The sequence below is a fragment of the Chitinophaga sp. YR573 genome (assembly GCF_900110995.1).
Classification (GTDB): domain Bacteria; phylum Bacteroidota; class Bacteroidia; order Chitinophagales; family Chitinophagaceae; genus Chitinophaga.
Genome location: NZ_FOJF01000003.1, coordinates 630,388 through 646,737, shown reverse-complemented (window position 1 = coordinate 646,737; position 16,350 = coordinate 630,388). Strand labels below are relative to the sequence as shown.

10 protein-coding genes and 1 tRNA gene are annotated in these 16,350 nt (G+C 44.9%); 7 read left to right on the top strand and 4 right to left on the bottom strand.

Annotation, left to right across the window (positions count from 1 at the left end):
• Window positions 1–302: 302 nt before the first annotated feature.
• Window positions 303–375 (bottom strand) — tRNA-Lys (locus BMW86_RS29060).
• Between the two features lie 133 nt (window positions 376–508).
• Between BMW86_RS29060 and BMW86_RS29055 the strand changes: the two genes are divergently transcribed.
• The 3 genes from BMW86_RS29055 (at window position 509) to BMW86_RS29045 (ending at window position 5,911) form a co-directional block, all read left to right on the top strand.
• Entirely contained in the window at window positions 509–1,309 is an 801-nt protein-coding gene (locus tag BMW86_RS29055) for an SDR family oxidoreductase (RefSeq protein WP_089786911.1), read from the top strand.
• A 346-nt stretch (window positions 1,310–1,655) separates the two neighbouring features.
• The gene (locus tag BMW86_RS29050; protein WP_089788225.1) at window positions 1,656–2,483 is read left to right on the top strand and encodes an SAM hydrolase/SAM-dependent halogenase family protein; all 828 of its coding nucleotides are present in this window, start codon (window positions 1,656–1,658) and stop codon (window positions 2,481–2,483) included.
• 215 nt (window positions 2,484–2,698) lie between these two features.
• Window positions 2,699–5,911, top strand: coding sequence for a glycosyltransferase family 117 protein (locus BMW86_RS29045; protein WP_089786908.1), 3,213 nt, complete (start codon window positions 2,699–2,701; stop codon window positions 5,909–5,911).
• Between the two features lie 379 nt (window positions 5,912–6,290).
• Here the strand turns inward: BMW86_RS29045 and BMW86_RS29040 are convergent, their stop codons facing one another.
• Window positions 6,291–7,118, bottom strand: a complete 828-nt coding sequence (locus BMW86_RS29040) for a sugar phosphate isomerase/epimerase family protein (RefSeq protein WP_218149251.1) — start codon at window positions 7,116–7,118, stop codon at window positions 6,291–6,293.
• Window positions 7,119–7,297: 179 nt separating this feature from the next.
• Here BMW86_RS29040 and BMW86_RS29035 point away from each other — a divergent pair, with 179 nt between their 5' ends.
• The 3 genes from BMW86_RS29035 to BMW86_RS29025 all read left to right on the top strand — a co-directional run bounded on the left by BMW86_RS29035 (window position 7,298) and on the right by BMW86_RS29025 (window position 11,281).
• On the top strand, window positions 7,298–8,392 hold the full coding sequence (locus BMW86_RS29035) for a vWA domain-containing protein (protein WP_089786904.1): 1,095 nt from the start codon (window positions 7,298–7,300) through the stop codon (window positions 8,390–8,392).
• Window positions 8,393–8,412: 20 nt separating this feature from the next.
• Window positions 8,413–9,909, top strand: coding sequence for a sigma 54-interacting transcriptional regulator (locus tag BMW86_RS29030; protein WP_089786902.1), 1,497 nt, complete (start codon window positions 8,413–8,415; stop codon window positions 9,907–9,909).
• A 73-nt stretch (window positions 9,910–9,982) separates the two neighbouring features.
• A complete protein-coding gene (locus tag BMW86_RS29025; protein WP_089786900.1) occupies window positions 9,983–11,281 on the top strand; it encodes a Gfo/Idh/MocA family protein in 1,299 nt (432 codons plus the stop codon).
• A gap of 108 nt (window positions 11,282–11,389) precedes the next feature.
• On the opposite strand, the gene BMW86_RS29020 is transcribed toward BMW86_RS29025, so the two are convergent.
• On the bottom strand, window positions 11,390–11,890 hold the full coding sequence (locus BMW86_RS29020; protein ID WP_089786898.1) for a GNAT family N-acetyltransferase: 501 nt from the start codon (window positions 11,888–11,890) through the stop codon (window positions 11,390–11,392).
• Between the two features lie 295 nt (window positions 11,891–12,185).
• Between BMW86_RS29020 and BMW86_RS29015 the strand changes: the two genes are divergently transcribed.
• Window positions 12,186–13,181 (top strand): 2-hydroxyacid dehydrogenase, encoded by a 996-nt coding sequence (locus BMW86_RS29015; protein WP_089786896.1) that lies wholly within the window; start codon window positions 12,186–12,188, stop codon window positions 13,179–13,181.
• Between the two features lie 77 nt (window positions 13,182–13,258).
• Here the strand turns inward: BMW86_RS29015 and BMW86_RS29010 are convergent, their stop codons facing one another.
• Window positions 13,259–16,345, bottom strand: coding sequence for an efflux RND transporter permease subunit (locus BMW86_RS29010; RefSeq protein WP_089786893.1), 3,087 nt, complete (start codon window positions 16,343–16,345; stop codon window positions 13,259–13,261).
• Between the last annotated feature and the right edge of the window lie 5 nt (window positions 16,346–16,350).

Here is a 16,350-nt window from a genome sequence, read left to right as displayed (position 1 = left end):
ACACCGAATTAACAGATTGATTTCAATTTATTTGATACCCTTCTTGACAACGAGTTAACGTACCATAAACTGTTAACGTCGTAAGCTAATGAAAGGAGTCTTGTGCTACTCATTTTCAACGTTTGAGAATGTTAAGAATGGAACCATTTCCGATGTGAAGTTCTGTAGGGAACTGGGCTTAGCTGTGACCAGACCGATTTTTCAGTTTGGTTTATGCTCTAGTTTCGGTTGTTTTTACAGATTTTTGTGAAAGCTACTCTAGTAGTGGAGAATAAAAAAAGGCTACCTTAAGTAGCCTTCTGTGATCCCGCTGGGACTCGGACCCAGGACCCATACATTAAAAGTGTATTGCTCTACCAACTGAGCTACGGAATCATTCGCTTCTCTATCAAAGCGGGTGCAAAAATAGGAATTATTTTATTTACTCCAAGTTTTTAGAAACTTTTTTTCAAACAACTTTACAAATAGTCAAATTGCTCCCCTATTTTTGTGATGCAAAAAAATCATAATGCAAAACAAAGTCGTAGTTATCACCGGTGGAACATCCGGTATTGGTAAAGCGTTAGCAATAGCTTTTCTCCAGGCAGGTGCGAAAGTAGCTGTATGCGGCCGGAAACAGGACGCATTGCAGGCTTTACAGCAGGAACTATCCTCTTCCGCATTATACACACATATAGCCGATGTAAGTGTGGAAGCCGATTGTAAATCCTTTATAGAACAGGCCATAGACCGGTTCGGTAAGATAGATATCCTCATCAATAACGCCGGGATCTCCATGCGGGCATTATTCCACGATGCCGATGTTTCCGTGCTTAAACAACTGATGGACATCAATTTCTGGGGAACCGTTTATTGCACCAAATATGCCTTACCGGCAGTTTTAGCTACCGGAGGAACCATCGTAGGTGTGTCTTCTATTGCTGGTTACAGAGGTCTGCCAGGACGTACAGGATATTCTGCCTCCAAGTTTGCCATGCAGGGTTTCATGGAAGCATTACGCACCGAAAATCTGCATACAGGCATTAACGTAATGTGGGTATGCCCCGGCTTTACGGCTTCCAATATACGCAACACTGCTCTCAATGAACAGGGTAAGATGCAGGGCGAAACTCCACTGGATGAAGGCAAATTAATGAGCGCGGAAGCTGTGGCACAGGCGATCATCAAAGCAATTACCAAACGTAAACGCACATTGGTACTGACTTTCATGGGTAAACTGACTGTATTATTAAGCAAACTGCTGCCAGGTGTTTCCGACGGATTAGTGTTCAATCATTTCAAGAAAGAACCGGGCTCCCCACTGAAATAAGGGTTTACCAAAGAATCAGGATGGGTTTCTGTTTAATCAAAGCACCACTGAAATAGGGAATTCAAAGCACCGGGATATGGACAAATACCCATCAATCCCCGCCCAATAAGCCCCTCCTTCCCTATCCAAATAAATCTTTTACAGGACGCAGAACGCTTCATAAAGCGTTCTGCGTCCTGCTTTTATACGTAACCCATTAACCCTCAGCTACTTTATAGTTATTCACATCTGAACAATTATTTACGGCCTGAAACACGGCTGCATGCAGATTTTATCTTTCTTTGCAGTAATATTTACACCAAGCCCCCAATGGCATTCTTTTTGGGTATTAGGAATTTTTCTTTGCATGTCCATTATTACACTAACATCTGACATAGGATTACAGGATTACCTGGTAGGCGCTATCAAAGGGCAGCTGTGGCAAAACTGTCCCGGAGCGCAGGTAATGGACATTACTCATCAGATCTCTCCTTTTAACCTGCCACAGGCTACATACATCTGTAAAGGAGCTTTCGCCTACTTCCCTCCCAAAACATTTCATATCGTTCTCATTAACCTGTTCGACCGTAAAGCAGACTATGTCCTGCTTGCAGAACATAACGGGCAGTATATCGCCTGTGCAGATAACGGTCTTACTACAATGATTGCAGACGGAATGCCTGTGAGAGTCGTAAAACTACCACTAGACAAACAACTGCCTAAAGATACCTTCAGCATCATCAAACGCTTCTCCGAAGCTTACCAGGAACTGCAAAAAGGAAAAGATCTCTCTGAACTGGGCCAGCCAGCCACAGACTACATCGTTAAAAATAACCTGCAACCCATGACCGGCCAGGATTATATAGACGGACAAATTATCCATATAGATAACTTTGAGAACGTAGTCGTGAACATCACCCGCAAACAATTTGAGGCACAACGCCAAAACAGGCCGTTCTCTATCTTTTTCCGCAGAGATGAAGTAATTACGCAGATAGCTGAAACGTATGCAGATGTCCCCGAAGGACATAAACTGGCCCTGTTTAATGCTGCCGGTTACCTCGAAGTAGCCATCAACAAAGGAAATGCTGCCGGCCTTTTTGGCCTGCAAGGCTTCCATCGCGATCAGCTTACCAGCAATTCAGGCTACCAGCAACTCTCTTTTTACCAGACTGTAAGGATTATCTTCGGATAAATCCCCCATTTGAGTATCTCCTCTTTTACCCCCACAAAACCTACAGACGCCCCAAAACATACTCTATACGCACATATATAATCGACCAAACCAATCACTTACGAAAATCCCGCAAAAAGTTAAAAAATAACTTATTAAAGAAAAAGTTAAAACTGTTATCCTTAATTATCATAATTTGCCACTTTTTCTATTTTTGTCGGACCTAAAACATCTCTATGAATTTTAAAAGGACCAACAACATTGTGGGTTGGGTTATTTGTATCATTGCCTGCACTGTCTATTTAATGACTATGGAGGCTACCGGCAGCTTGTGGGACTGCGGCGAGTTCATTTCCAGTGCCTACAAAGTACAGGTCCCTCACCCGCCAGGTGCGCCGCTGTTTGTGCTGTTAGGTAGATTATTTACTATGTTCCTGAAGCCATCACAGGCTGCATTAGGTGTTAATGCAATGTCTGCCCTCGCAAGTGGCTTCACTATTCTGTTCCTTTTCTGGACCATCACTCACTTTGCCCGTCGTCTGATGGTAAAGAACGGTGAACCCATCTCCGGCGAGAAAATGATCGCTATCATGGGTGCCGGTGCTGTTGGTGCCTTGGCTTACACTTTCTCCGATTCATTCTGGTTCTCCGCTGTTGAAGGTGAAGTATACGCAATGTCTTCCTTCTTCACAGCTATTGTATTCTGGGCCATCCTTAAATGGGAACATGAGGCTGATGAGCCTTATGCGGACCGCTGGATCATTCTCATCGCTTTCCTGATGGGTCTCTCCATTGGAGTACACTTACTGAACCTCCTCACCATACCGTCTATTGTAATGGTCTATTATTTCAGACGTTACAAAGTTACCCCAATGGGTACCTTCTGGGCCTTCCTGGTAGGTTGTGCTGTTACCGGCATGGTACAGAAGTTCATCATCCAGGATACTATCAAGTCTTCCGGTTACATGGACGTGTTCTTCAAGAACTCCCTGGGCATGCCTTTCTTCTCCGGTTTTGCCTTCTACTTTATCGTACTGATAGGTATACTGCTCTACGGATTAAAGAACCGCAAATTCGGTATCTATGCTCCGCTGATCCTGGTTGCCTCTGTAATCATCATCCCGGCTTTCAATGACGGCGACGGTGGTGGTACAGTATTCGTGAAACTGGTATTAGCTGCTATCGTACTGTTCGTTCCTTATTTCCTGCGCCTCTTTGGTGTGAAACTGGATACAGCCGGTGCATGGCACATGACCAAACTCACTATCTACTCCGTACTCTTCCTCTTACTCGGTTACTCTACTTACATTACCACCATGGTGAGGTCTACTGCCAATCCTTCTGTGGATATGTACAATGTAGATAACCCGATCTCCCTGGTAGGTTACCTCGGCCGTGAACAATACGGTGATTTCCCGCTGATTTATGGTCAGGTGTTCACTGCACACCCTACCGAATACAAGGAAACCGGTAACGTATATGCCCGTGGTAAGGACAAATACGAAATAGCCGGTAAGAAACAGGAACCGGTATATGCTGCTGAAGATAAAATGTTGTTCCCCCGCGTTTGGGATGGAAGTAACGATCAGGGGCATGCTGATTACTACCGCAACTTCCTGGGTTTACAACAGGGCGAACGTCCTTCTTTTGGAGATAACGTGAAATTCTTTGTTCAATACCAGGTAGGTTTCATGTACTTCCGCTACTTTATGTGGAACTTCTCCGGTAAACAAAACGATACCCAGGGTTACGGTAACGTACGTGACGGTAACTGGATCACCGGTATCAACTTCATCGATAACATTTTCTATGGCGATCAGTCAGCAATGCCTGATAGTCTGAAAGATAATAAAGCACATAACAGACTCTTCATGTTACCTTTCATCTTAGGTATCATAGGTTTGTTATATCACTACAAATTCCATCGCAGGGATACCCTGATCGCTGGTCTGCTGTTCTTCTTCACCGGCTTCGCTATCGTTCTGTACCTTAACCAGGCAGGTAACCAGCCGCGTGAACGTGACTATGCATACGTTGGCTCCTTCTATGCTTACGCCATCTGGATAGGCATCGGGGTACTGGCAGTATACGAGTTCCTGAAGAAGAAAACGAAACTGTCTGTTGCTGCTCCTATCGCTACATTGGTATGCCTGCTGGCAGTACCGGTACTGATGGGCTTCCAGGAATGGGATGACCACGACCGCTCTACCAAAACAGTAGCCCGCGACGTGGCCAGTGATTACCTCAACTCCTGTGCTCCTAACGCTATCCTCTTCACCGTAGGTGATAACGATACTTACCCGCTGTGGTACGCCCAGGAAGTGGAAAATGTCCGCCCTGACGTTCGTGTTATCAACCTCAGCTTACTGGGTGTTGACTGGTACATTGATCAGCAGCGCCAGATGGTAAACCAGAGCCCTGGAGTACCAATGAGCTGGACACCTGATAAATACCGTGGTGAAACACGCAATTACATCCGTTTCTATGACGCCGGTACCTTCCCGCAGGATAAGTTCTACAACCTGAAAGAAGTAATGGATTTCATGGGTACAGATGATCCACGCGCCAAGCTGACCACCCAGGATGGTGAACAACAGAACTACCTGCCTGCGCAGAAACTGTTCATCCCCGTTGATGTGGCTCAGGCTATCAATAGCGGTGTAGTGGATATCCACGACAGTGCAAGGATCTTACCGCAACTGCCTTTCCAGATCAGCAAACAATACCTGCTGAAGAACGACCTGGCAGTATATGATATCATCACCGCTAACAACTGGAAACGTCCTATCTACTTTACCAGCCCTACAGACCTGGGTATCAACGACTATCTGCGTATGGATGGTCTTACCTACCGCCTGGTGCCGCTGAAGAAAGAAGAAAGCAACGATCCGATGGGTGCTGAGAAGAATGTGAACGTTCCAATGATGTATAACAACCTTATGAATAAGTTCTCATTTGGCGGTGCTAATATTAACGGCACTTACTTCGATGAACCTAACCGTAAGCTGCTGCAATACGTAAGGAACGCTTATACCCGTCTCGGTACTGCGCTGGCAATAGACAACAAGAAGGATTCAGCATTAACCGTTCTTAATAAAGCGGATAAAAACCTGCTGGAAAATACCTTCCCTTATGCTATGACCACACCAGGACAAATGTATAACTACAGCTCTATGCAGACTGTATACGCATACTACCTGGCTGGTGATAAGAAAAAGGCAGATGAAATTGCACAGAAGATCATCAAGGATTGTAACCAGCAGCTGAATTATTACCGCCAGCTGTCTGCATCCAAAATGACCAACGACCTTCAACATGACGGTCAGATGGCTGAACAGTTCATCTCCCTGCTGGGACGTATGAAACAGGATTTCAGTGATTCTACACGTAAAGGTGTACAGGAGCAAACTCCGGTTATCAGCACAGTAGAAGATACTACCAACAAATAAAGTAACTAATGATAAAAAAGCCCCGGTCGGATATCGACCGGGGCTTTTTTATTGATGGATTACATAATCTTCGCACCAGATGTTATTGCTTATAAATACACCTTATCTGACGTGAATATTAGGTGAAGTTAAATTGAAATACAAATCCTCAACCCTTATTCCAAAGCTAAATCAGAGAACTAAACAGTCAGATGCAGTGTATTTATAAGCAATAACATCTGCCAATAACATTCAAACTGAATTTGATTTACATAAAGACTAACAGAACAGTAACAAGAAGGCTTCGGAAGATACATCTATTCCGTTCATCTTCCGTTAAAGACGGAGGATGAACGGAATAGATGTATCTTCCGAAGCCTTTCCGGGTATCTTCAGCGTATTATAACATATTCACCTGTGCCCACCAGTACTTCACACATTCTTTCACCTCAGGAACACTGTTATCCCAATGATATTCATATTCTACGGAGAACATTCCCTGGAAATGCTGCGCTTTTAACTCAGCCAGTACACCGGAAATATTGGAAACACCTGTTCCCCAGATAACATCATGTGCATCAGGAGACTTTTCATTGAGGTCTTTGAAATGAGAATGTAACACATGGCCTTTCAGCATTTTCAGACATTCAACAGGGTCCAGTCCTGAACGTACCCAATGCCCGATATCTGCGCAGGAACCCATCAGTTTACTACGTCCTTTGATAGCTACAAGCACACTGTCAGGATGCCAGTAATGACTTGGTTTCGGATGATCGTGGATAGCCACTTTAATCTGGTACTGATCACATAATTTAGATACCAGGTCCCAATGTTCGCGTTTAGGCTCCGCAGTTATTACCTTTATACCCATTGCTTTCGCAAATTTGAATACATCTGCCCATTCCTTTTCATCATTAGGAGATAACACACCATATGCTACCAGCACTTTATTCTTTTGCTTGAAAAGCGCCTTTACCCTGGCCTGCTTTGCAGCATCCATCTTCCATTCGAAAACACCTTCAATACCACCACCTATCTTCTGACCGTTATAACACTCCACATAATGAACGCCTACGCTATCCATCTTATCCAGTGCTTCAGCCAGTGTAAACCTGTTAAATGTATATGCCTGTGAGCCCAGTTTCCAGCCAAGCTTGTCTGCTTTACCTTGTGAAAAACCTAACGTGGACACCATCATCGCGCCAGCTAACAAAATTCGTTTCATCATCTGCTATATTTTTTTAATTGATAATCAGGAAAAGACCGTTTGCGAAAAATAGCTGCTTTCAGTGAAGAAAGCAAATAAGTTACTTATTTATATAATTATCAATACTTTATATCCCTCCTTATTACCATTGATCATGGACTATCACTCATCCCAACTAAATTCATTAATTTAGAACTATTATGAGAGGCATACATTTTTCCAAATTTGAACCCGAGGAGCAGGGAAAATCGCCATTTGAGAAGCTACTGGACGTGTTTACTCAATTGCTTACCTACACCAGCGGCGACGTTAGCGAAGCGCTGCAGTGGCTCACCGAACTCGACAAAGAGTACCAACTTACAGACAAAGACTACGGGATCGGGGATTTCATACAGGAATTAAAAGAAAAAGGATACCTGAAAGAAAATGAAGGCACAGGTGAAATACAGATCACCGGCAAAACAGAACAGGATATCCGCAAAAAAGCCCTGGAAGAAATCTTCGGCAAATTAAAAAAGACCAACGTCGGTAACCACAATATCCGTAAATCAGGACAGGGAGATGAGCTGAACGCAGATACACGTCCATATCAGTTCGGCGATGCCCTGGAACAGATCGATATTACCGCATCTATCAGGAATGCTCAGATCAATCACGGAGTAGAGAGTTTTAATATCAGTCAGGACGACCTCGAAATCCAGGAAACGGACTTTAAAACACAAACGTCCACCGCCCTGATGATAGACATCTCCCACTCCATGATCCTCTACGGGGAAGATCGCATCACGCCCGCCAAAAAAGTGGCCATGGCACTGAGTGAACTGATCACCACCCGCTATCCCAAGGATACGCTGGATATCATCGTGTTCGGTAACGACGCCTGGCAGATAGAGATTAAAGATCTCCCCTATCTGCAGGTAGGCCCTTACCATACCAACACTGTAGCAGGACTGGAACTGGCCATGGATATTTTAAGACGCCGCCGTAATCCCAACAAACAGATCTTTATGATCACAGACGGGAAACCTACCTGCCTGAAAATCGGTAAAGACTATTACAAAAACAGCTTTGGACTGGATCGCAAAATCCTTAACCGCACCCTCAACCTCGCGGCCCAATGCAAAAAACTGAAAATTCCTATCACCACCTTCATGGTAGCCACAGATCCGTGGTTACAGAAGTTTGTAACAGAATTTACAGAAACGAACAACGGAAAAGCCTTCTTTTCCGGCCTTGACAAACTGGGACAATTTCTCTTCTTCGACTTTGAAAACGGGAAAAGGAAAACAGTGTAATAATTTATTTAAAATTGTATATGAATAACATCAGAACGTTAGGTGAGTTAAAGAAGAGTGGATACAAACCCAAATCCGTAAAAGAAGAGATCAGGCAAAACCTGGTAAGTAAACTGCAAAATAAAGAGAATGCTTTCCCGGGGATCATCGGTTATGAAGATACTGTTATCCCGGATACGGAAAGAGCACTCCTCTCCCGTCATAATATTCTTTTCCTGGGGCTTCGCGGCCAGGCAAAGACCCGTATGGCCAGACAAATGGTTAGCTTACTCGATGAATTCATTCCCATCGTGGAAGGCTCCGAAGTAAATGACAGCCCGTTTGATCCGCTGTCCCGCTACGCACGCGACCTGGTAGCACAACTGGGTGATAAAACACCCATCGCCTGGATACCAAGAGAAGCCCGTTACGGCGAAAAGCTGGCCACTCCGGACGTTTCCGTGGCCGACCTGGTAGGTGATATCGATCCTATCAAAGCTGCCAATCTCAAGCTTAATTACGCAGATGAAAGGGTGATCCACTTCGGTATCATCCCCCGCTCTAACCGCGGGATCTTCGTTATCAATGAACTCCCCGACCTGCAGGCCCGTATACAGGTATCCCTGTTCAACATCCTCCAGGAAGGTGATATACAGATCCGTGGTTTTAAAGTAAGGATGCCGCTGGATATCCTGTTCGTGTTCACCGCTAACCCGGAAGATTACACCAACCGTGGTTCCATCGTAACACCACTGAAAGACCGTATAGAAAGCCAGATCATCACGCACTATCCGAAGAACGTGGAAAACTCCCTGCTCATCACCGAACAGGAAGCCAACGTACATGAGGAACAACGGCATGTACAGATCAGCGACATGATCAAACGCCTGATAGAACAGGTGGCCTTTGAAGCCCGTAACAGCGAATACGTAGACAAAAAGAGCGGTGTCTCTGCCCGTCTGACTATCGCTGCTTACGAGAATGCAGTGAGCGCCGGCGAACGCAGGGCTATCATCAACAAAGAAAAAGATACACATGTTCGTATTGCCGACTTGCAGGGTATCATCCCCGCTATCACCGGTAAAATAGAACTCGTATATGAAGGCGAACAGGAAGGGCCATTACAGGTGGCCGTGAACCTGCTGGATAAAGCCATACGCAGTGTCTTTGCCCAGTACTTCCCTAACCCGGACTCCTTCAAGAAACGCAAACAGAACCCGAACGCAGAAAACCCTTACCGCTCCGTTATTCAATGGTTCGATAAGGGCAATGCCGTACAGCTGTTACAGGACGTGAGCGATAAGCAATATGAAACTTCTCTGAAAAAAGTAGAAGGACTGAAAGAACTCGTGAAAGCGAAATTCCCCGGCGCTGCCAACAAAGAGCAGTTATTGCTGATGGAATTCGTATTACACGGTCTTGCTTCCTACTCCCTCATCAGCAAGAAAGTTGTAGAAAATGAAACACGTTTCAGCGATCTGCTGGGTACCATGATGAATTTTGGTACAGGCACAGAAGAAGAAAACGAAGAGTTTTAAATCCAGATAAAAGAACAGAAAGCTCCCAACGGCTTTCTGTTCCCTTTTTTACTTCCACGATTAAATAACACGTATGAACAACTCCAGACGAACCTTCATTCGTTCTGCTTCCGCTATCGTTGCCGGGGCAGGACTGGTATCCGCGCTTCCCTCTTCCCTTCGCGCAATGGCCCCCAGCGACCGTCTAAACATTGCCGCTATCGGTATCAACGGGATGGGCTGGAGCGACCTGAATGCCATCCTTAAAAATCCTGCTGCCAGATGCGTAGCCCTCTGTGATGTTGATAAGAACGTGCTGGATAAAAGAGTGGCAGAGCTTACCCAGCGGGGTTATGCTGTAAAAGCGTACAGCGATTACCGCAAATTACTGGAAGACAAAGACATTGATGCGGTAGTCATCGGCACTCCCGATCATTGGCATTGTCTGCAAATGACAGACGCCGTATCGGCCGGAAAAGACGTGTATGTAGAGAAACCCCTCGGCAACTCTATCGCTGAAATTAAGGCCATGGTAGCCGCACAGGAACGCACTAAACGTGTAGTACAGGTGGGTCAGTGGCAACGCAGCCAGAAACACTTCCAGGATGCCGTTGCCTTCGTGCATTCCGGTAAACTGGGACAGGTACGCCTGGTGAAAGCCTGGGCCTATATGGGCTGGATGCATTCCATCCCTAAACAACCGGATGGTACTCCTCCGCCGGGCGTTGACTATAAAAGCTGGCTGGGACCTGCCGAGACAAGGCCCTTCAACCCTAACCGCTTTCACTTCAACTTCCGCTGGTACTGGGATTATGCAGGCGGCTTAATGACCGACTGGGGCGTGCATCTCCTCGATTATGCACTGTTAGGTATGAAAGCAGAAGACCCTGTTTCCGTAATGGCAGCAGGTGGCAAATTCGCCTACCCGGATGATGCCGCAGAAACACCGGATACACTCACCACCGTTTACCAGTTCGACGGGTTCAACATCCAGTGGGAACATGCCATAGGCATAGACGGCGGCCCTTATGGACGTGATCATGGCATTGCCTTTATCGGCAACAACGGTACACTGGTATTGGATCGTGGCGGATGGGAAGTAATTCCGGAGAAAGGTAAAATGGAAGCTGTACCCAGACAATTATCCGTGGATAATGGACTGGACCTGCATGCTGTCAACTTCCTGGATGTGATCAAATCACGCAGGCTGGAAGACCTGCACACACCGATACAGGCAGGTGCACATGTAGCCACCATAGCACAGTTGGGAAACATTGCCTATAAAACAGGTAAAAAGCTGAACTGGAATGCGGATAAAAACAGGTTCGATGATTCGGATGCGAATAAGCTGCTCGCAGCGCAATATCATAACGGATACAGATTACCTAAATAAAAAGCTCCTACGGGAGCTTTTTTCTTCTTATACAGATAGCACAAAGATGTTAAGGCAATCCTGTTATTACAAGATATCAATATTAATAAGAGGGTATATTAAGAAATACTAAATCACCGGTACTGCTCTTTCTTCCTGCAACATCATTGACAAATACACCGCATCGCTGATGGGGTTATTGTAATACGCTGCAATCGGCTGAAATCCCAGTCTGGTATACAGATCGATCGCAGGTGTCATATGAGCCAGTGTATCCAGCAACATACGTTTGTAACCCATTTCACGGCCTGCTTTCACAGCTCTGGAAGCCAGCGCCTTTCCTACTCCATGTCCTTTAAAGGCATCCTTTACAAATAACCTTTTCATTTCACAGGTAGAGTTTTCAAAATGACGTACCCCTACACAACCTGCGGGTAATCCGTCCACTCTGGCAAGAAATAAAGCACCTGCCGGTGCAACATAGGCTGGCTCAGGAAGACTACTTAACTCTTCTTCAAAACCCTGAAAGCTGAGGTCTACACTCAGCCAGTTGGCATACTCACGGAAAAGTGCTTTTACCTGATCCAATGCAGCTACATCATCCTTTGTAACTTCTACAATTTCCAACATACACTTTTATTTAAGTCTGAAAAATACAAAAGCCTCCTGAGAGCATCAGAAGGCTTAATTCTATTAAAACGTTATTGCCAAAAATCACTTACTGTAAACGGTATAATTTACGCAATTAACTCATTGTCAGCTTCTCCTACATACACACATACGCCTTACTGCTCACCTTCCTAATAAATAGGAAGGGTAACAAATATAATGAAATATGTTCAAAAAAGAAAGAAGATCTTTATATTGTTTCTAAAATTTAACTGCACGATAATAACAGCATAATTATTGTGCCACCGAACGGATCATGAAAGCATTTATTACAAGAGTTATTCCTGATGCCGGACTGCAATTATTGCAGGATGCCGGTATCACCATCACCCAATGGACAGAAAAACGAGACCTTACGCCTGAAGAGTTAATCAACGCCTGCCAACAACATGATGCGCTGCTAAGCTCCGGTGCCAACAACATCAACGCACACTTTTTAAATGAGTGCAAACACCTGAAAGTAATTGCATTACTGTCTGTAGGTTATGATAACGTTGATGTTCCGGAAGCTACACGTCTCAATATTCCTATCGGTAACACCCCGGGAGTATTAAGCGGCGCTACTGCTGATACCGCATTTTTATTAATGCTGGCAGCTTCCCGTAAAGCCTTTTATGTACACAAAAAGATCTTAAAAGGAGAATGGAAATTCTTTGATCCTACTACAGATCTTGGTATTGAACTGAATGGTAAAACACTGGGGATTTTTGGATTGGGGAAGATAGGATTTGAGATGGCAAAGAAGTGTGCAGGTGCTTACAATATGAAAGTGATCTATCACAACCGTCAGCATAATGCAGAGGCTGAGAAAGCATTGAATGCAGTAAAGGTCTCTTTTGATGAACTCCTGCAACAGAGTGATGTATTATCTGTACACACGGCTTTAACGGCGGAAACAAAAGGCATCTTCAATACGACTGCTTTCAGTAAAATGAAGCCTTCTTCCATTTTCATCAATACTGCCCGGGGCGCTATTCATAATGAAGAGGACCTTAGGGCCGCTTTGGAATCAGGGGCCATCTGGGGCGCCGGATTAGATGTTACCAACCCGGAACCTATGTTCGCCGACAATCCTCTCTTAAACATGCCTAATGTGGCCATTCTGCCGCATATAGGATCAGCTACCGTAGATACAAGAAATGCGATGTCCGTTATTGCGGCTAAGAACGTGATTGCGGGCTTAGGGGGTACGAAGTTACCTCATATCGTTAATCCGGAGATCTACCAGGACTGGAACCGGATTACCTGTTAAAAGAGAACACCGGTACAGGAATGCACCGGTGTATTGCTCAACCTACAACTGTCACACTGTTATAGTGCGTTCAGAATTTAAGCCTTACGGCGATGAATTAATTTATCTATAATCAGGTACATAGACGGAACTACGAACAATGTGAGAATCATCGAACTGGTTAATCCGCCTATAATTACCCATGCCATCCCGTTTTTGATCTCAGAACCGGCACCGCCTGCCATTGCTATGGGCAGCATACCAAAGATCATTGCCAGGGTAGTCATGAGAATAGGTCTCAGACGCTCCTTACCTGCTTCAATCAGTGCTTCTGTTACAGGTTTCCCTTCAGATTTAAGGTGATTGGTAAAGTCTACTATCAATATTGCATTTTTGGATACAAGTCCCAGCAACATGATGATACCTATGATAGAGAAAACATTCAGTGTTTCCATTGTGAGTGCCAGTGCCAGCAAAGATCCTATCAGCGCTACCGGTATGGAAAAGAGCACCACAAACGGATATACCGCGTTTTCGTACAACGCCACCATGATCAGGTATACCAGCAGGATCGCCGTCAGCAGGGCAATTCCCAGACTTCCGAAAGCATCCTTCTGATTCTTGGCATCCCCTAAATATTCTATGCTGATACCTTCCGGTATTTTGACGGTTGCCAGTTTCAGCTTGATATCACTCACTACAGTACCTGATGGTCTGCCTGCGACATTAGAATTGACAGTGATCGTTCCTACCCGGTTTCTGCGCTGTAATACACTCTCTCCTAATCCCTGACGTACTTCAGCAAACTGGTCTAAAGTAAATGTCCCCCCTGATTTGCTCGCAAATGTGAGCTTTCTGATGTCCCCTATATTAGACCTGCTACCAGCTTCCAGTCTGATAAGCATGGTATACTCATTCCCTTTCTCCCTGAATTTGCTTTGATCATTCCCACTGAAACTATTCTCCAGCGCTGCTCCTACCTGCCGGGCATCTACTCCCAGCATCATCATTTTTTCCCTGTCTATTTTCAGCTCTATCTCCGGCTTCTGATCTTTTACTGATAATTCTACTGATTGGGTACCAGGCACTGTACTCACTAAATCAAGGCACTGGTTAGCCACGCTACGGAGTTTAACCGGATCCGTACCCTGTATAGCGATCTGTATGGGTGCACCACTGCTACCACCAGAAAGTGAAACAGGAGCCGCACTCACTTTAACGCCTGCCACCTTTCTGCTGAGCTCCTGCTGCAACAACACACCATAGTCATCCGCAGATTTCTTTCTGTGTTTTTTATCTACCAGTGTGATAGAGATCTCTGCCTGGTTACTGTTTCCTGAAGCACCTGCTACACTTCCTGTTACAAAACCTATACTGGAAAATACGTTGATCACTTCCGGATGTGCCATGACCAGCTTCTCCGCCTCTTGTGTGGCCAGGTTAGTCTGGTAAAGCGATGTGCCAGGCGCCAGTTCCAGTTTTATCAATAACTGCGCCTGGTCCATATTAGGAATAAACGTAGCTCCTATAAAACCTTTCACCAGCAAGCTAATGGACCCTATGATCAATATGATTACACCTGAGAGCAGCCATCTTTTCTTCCTCAGTAAAACCGCTAACAGTATAGCATATCCATCCTTAATACTATCAATAAAACTTTCAAATCCAAGATTGATTTTACCCCATATACTGTTTTTACTCAGATGTTCCAGTTTCCCGAAACGGCTTGCCAGTAAAGGTGTAATAGTAAAGGATACAAACAGGCTCATTAAGGTAGAAAATACCACCACCAGTGAGAATTCTTTCAGAATACTACCAATGATACCACCGGATAATGCCAATGGTAAGAACACCACCACATCCACCAGTGTAATCGCCAGGGCTGTGAAGCCTATCTCGCTACGTCCTTCCAGTGCCGCATTCATTCTGTCTTTCCCCATCTCTAAGTGCCGGTAGATATTCTCCAGTACCACAATAGAATCATCCACCAGGATACCGACTACCAGCGACATTGCCATCAATGTCATCAGGTTCAGTGAAAAGCCACAGAGGTACATGGCGATGAAAGTAGGGATGATGGAAGAAGGCAATGCGATCAATACGAACATGGAGCTCCTGAAACTATGGAGAAAGGCCAGCATGACGATACCCACTATTACGATAGCCAGCACCAGATCTTCCATTACTGCATTTGCAGCAGATAATGTATACGTACTCTGATCAGCTGATATAGAGAACTTAAGACCCTGAGCAGCATATTGCTGCTCCAATGCTGCAAAGCTTTCCTTTACCCGTGCACTCACATCCACAGCATTGGCATCAGATTGTTTGATGATCTGCAAACCTATGGACGGGATACCATTGATATGATTGATAGCGGTAGGATCTGCCGTCGCATCGCTGATACTGGCCACATCTTTCAGGTAAATACTCCCGCCCTTATCATCCGTGTAAATGATCAGATTTTTCAGTTCATTAACAGATACAATGTTAGCATCGTAGTGAATAGACAGCTGTTGTGCTGCTGTTTCAATGTTCCCTGCCGGGAACGACTGATTAGCATTTCCGATCGCCTGTGTCAACTGGGCTACGCCCAGCTTGTATGAATTCAGTTTATTCTGATCGATATTAACCTGTATCTGCCTTTGGTCCCCACCAATAACATTTAATTGTCCTACGCCGGCTACATTCTGCAATGCGGGCTTTATCTGTTTATCTACCAGTTCATATAATTCCCTGGGATCTATTTTACCTGTAACACCGGCTTTTACAACAGGCGTTTCTTCCAGGTTGATCTTCTTCACAATCGGCTTGTCTGCCGTTAGGGGCAAGTCATTCTGCGACTGATCAATCTTACGCTGGATGGCACGTTCTGCCTCATCTATATTTGCATCACTTTTCAACGTGATAGTGATCTGCGATACACCTTGCTGAGAAGTAGCATTGATCTGGTCCAACCCTTCCACAGCGGATAAAATATCTTCCAGTTTTTTTGTTACAGCCGTTTCTACTTCGGATACAGCAGCACCGGGATAAACCGTACTTACCGTTACCGTATTCACCTGAATTTTAGGCAGCAGGTTATAATTTAATTTCGTATAACACTGTATTCCGAATACAATCAATACAGTGAATATTACAACGATAAGCAAAGGCCGTTTAACGGCTATTTCACTAATAGACATGAAGC

Excerpts from the sequence above, each read along its gene's own strand:
- BMW86_RS29055 (WP_089786911.1), top strand. The coding sequence starts at position 509 with ATGCAAAACAAAGTCGTAGTTATCACCGGTGGAACATCCGGTATTGGT.
- BMW86_RS29050 (WP_089788225.1), top strand. The coding sequence starts at position 1,656 with ATGTCCATTATTACACTAACATCTGACATAGGATTACAGGATTACCTG.
- BMW86_RS29045 (WP_089786908.1), top strand. The coding sequence starts at position 2,699 with ATGAATTTTAAAAGGACCAACAACATTGTGGGTTGGGTTATTTGTATC.
- BMW86_RS29040 (WP_218149251.1), bottom strand. The coding sequence starts at position 7,118 with ATGATGAAACGAATTTTGTTAGCTGGCGCGATGATGGTGTCCACGTTA.
- BMW86_RS29035 (WP_089786904.1), top strand. The coding sequence starts at position 7,298 with ATGAGAGGCATACATTTTTCCAAATTTGAACCCGAGGAGCAGGGAAAA.
- BMW86_RS29030 (WP_089786902.1), top strand. The coding sequence starts at position 8,413 with ATGAATAACATCAGAACGTTAGGTGAGTTAAAGAAGAGTGGATACAAA.
- BMW86_RS29025 (WP_089786900.1), top strand. The coding sequence starts at position 9,983 with ATGAACAACTCCAGACGAACCTTCATTCGTTCTGCTTCCGCTATCGTT.
- BMW86_RS29020 (WP_089786898.1), bottom strand. The coding sequence starts at position 11,890 with ATGTTGGAAATTGTAGAAGTTACAAAGGATGATGTAGCTGCATTGGAT.
- BMW86_RS29015 (WP_089786896.1), top strand. The coding sequence starts at position 12,186 with ATGAAAGCATTTATTACAAGAGTTATTCCTGATGCCGGACTGCAATTA.
- BMW86_RS29010 (WP_089786893.1), bottom strand. The coding sequence starts at position 16,345 with ATGTCTATTAGTGAAATAGCCGTTAAACGGCCTTTGCTTATCGTTGTA.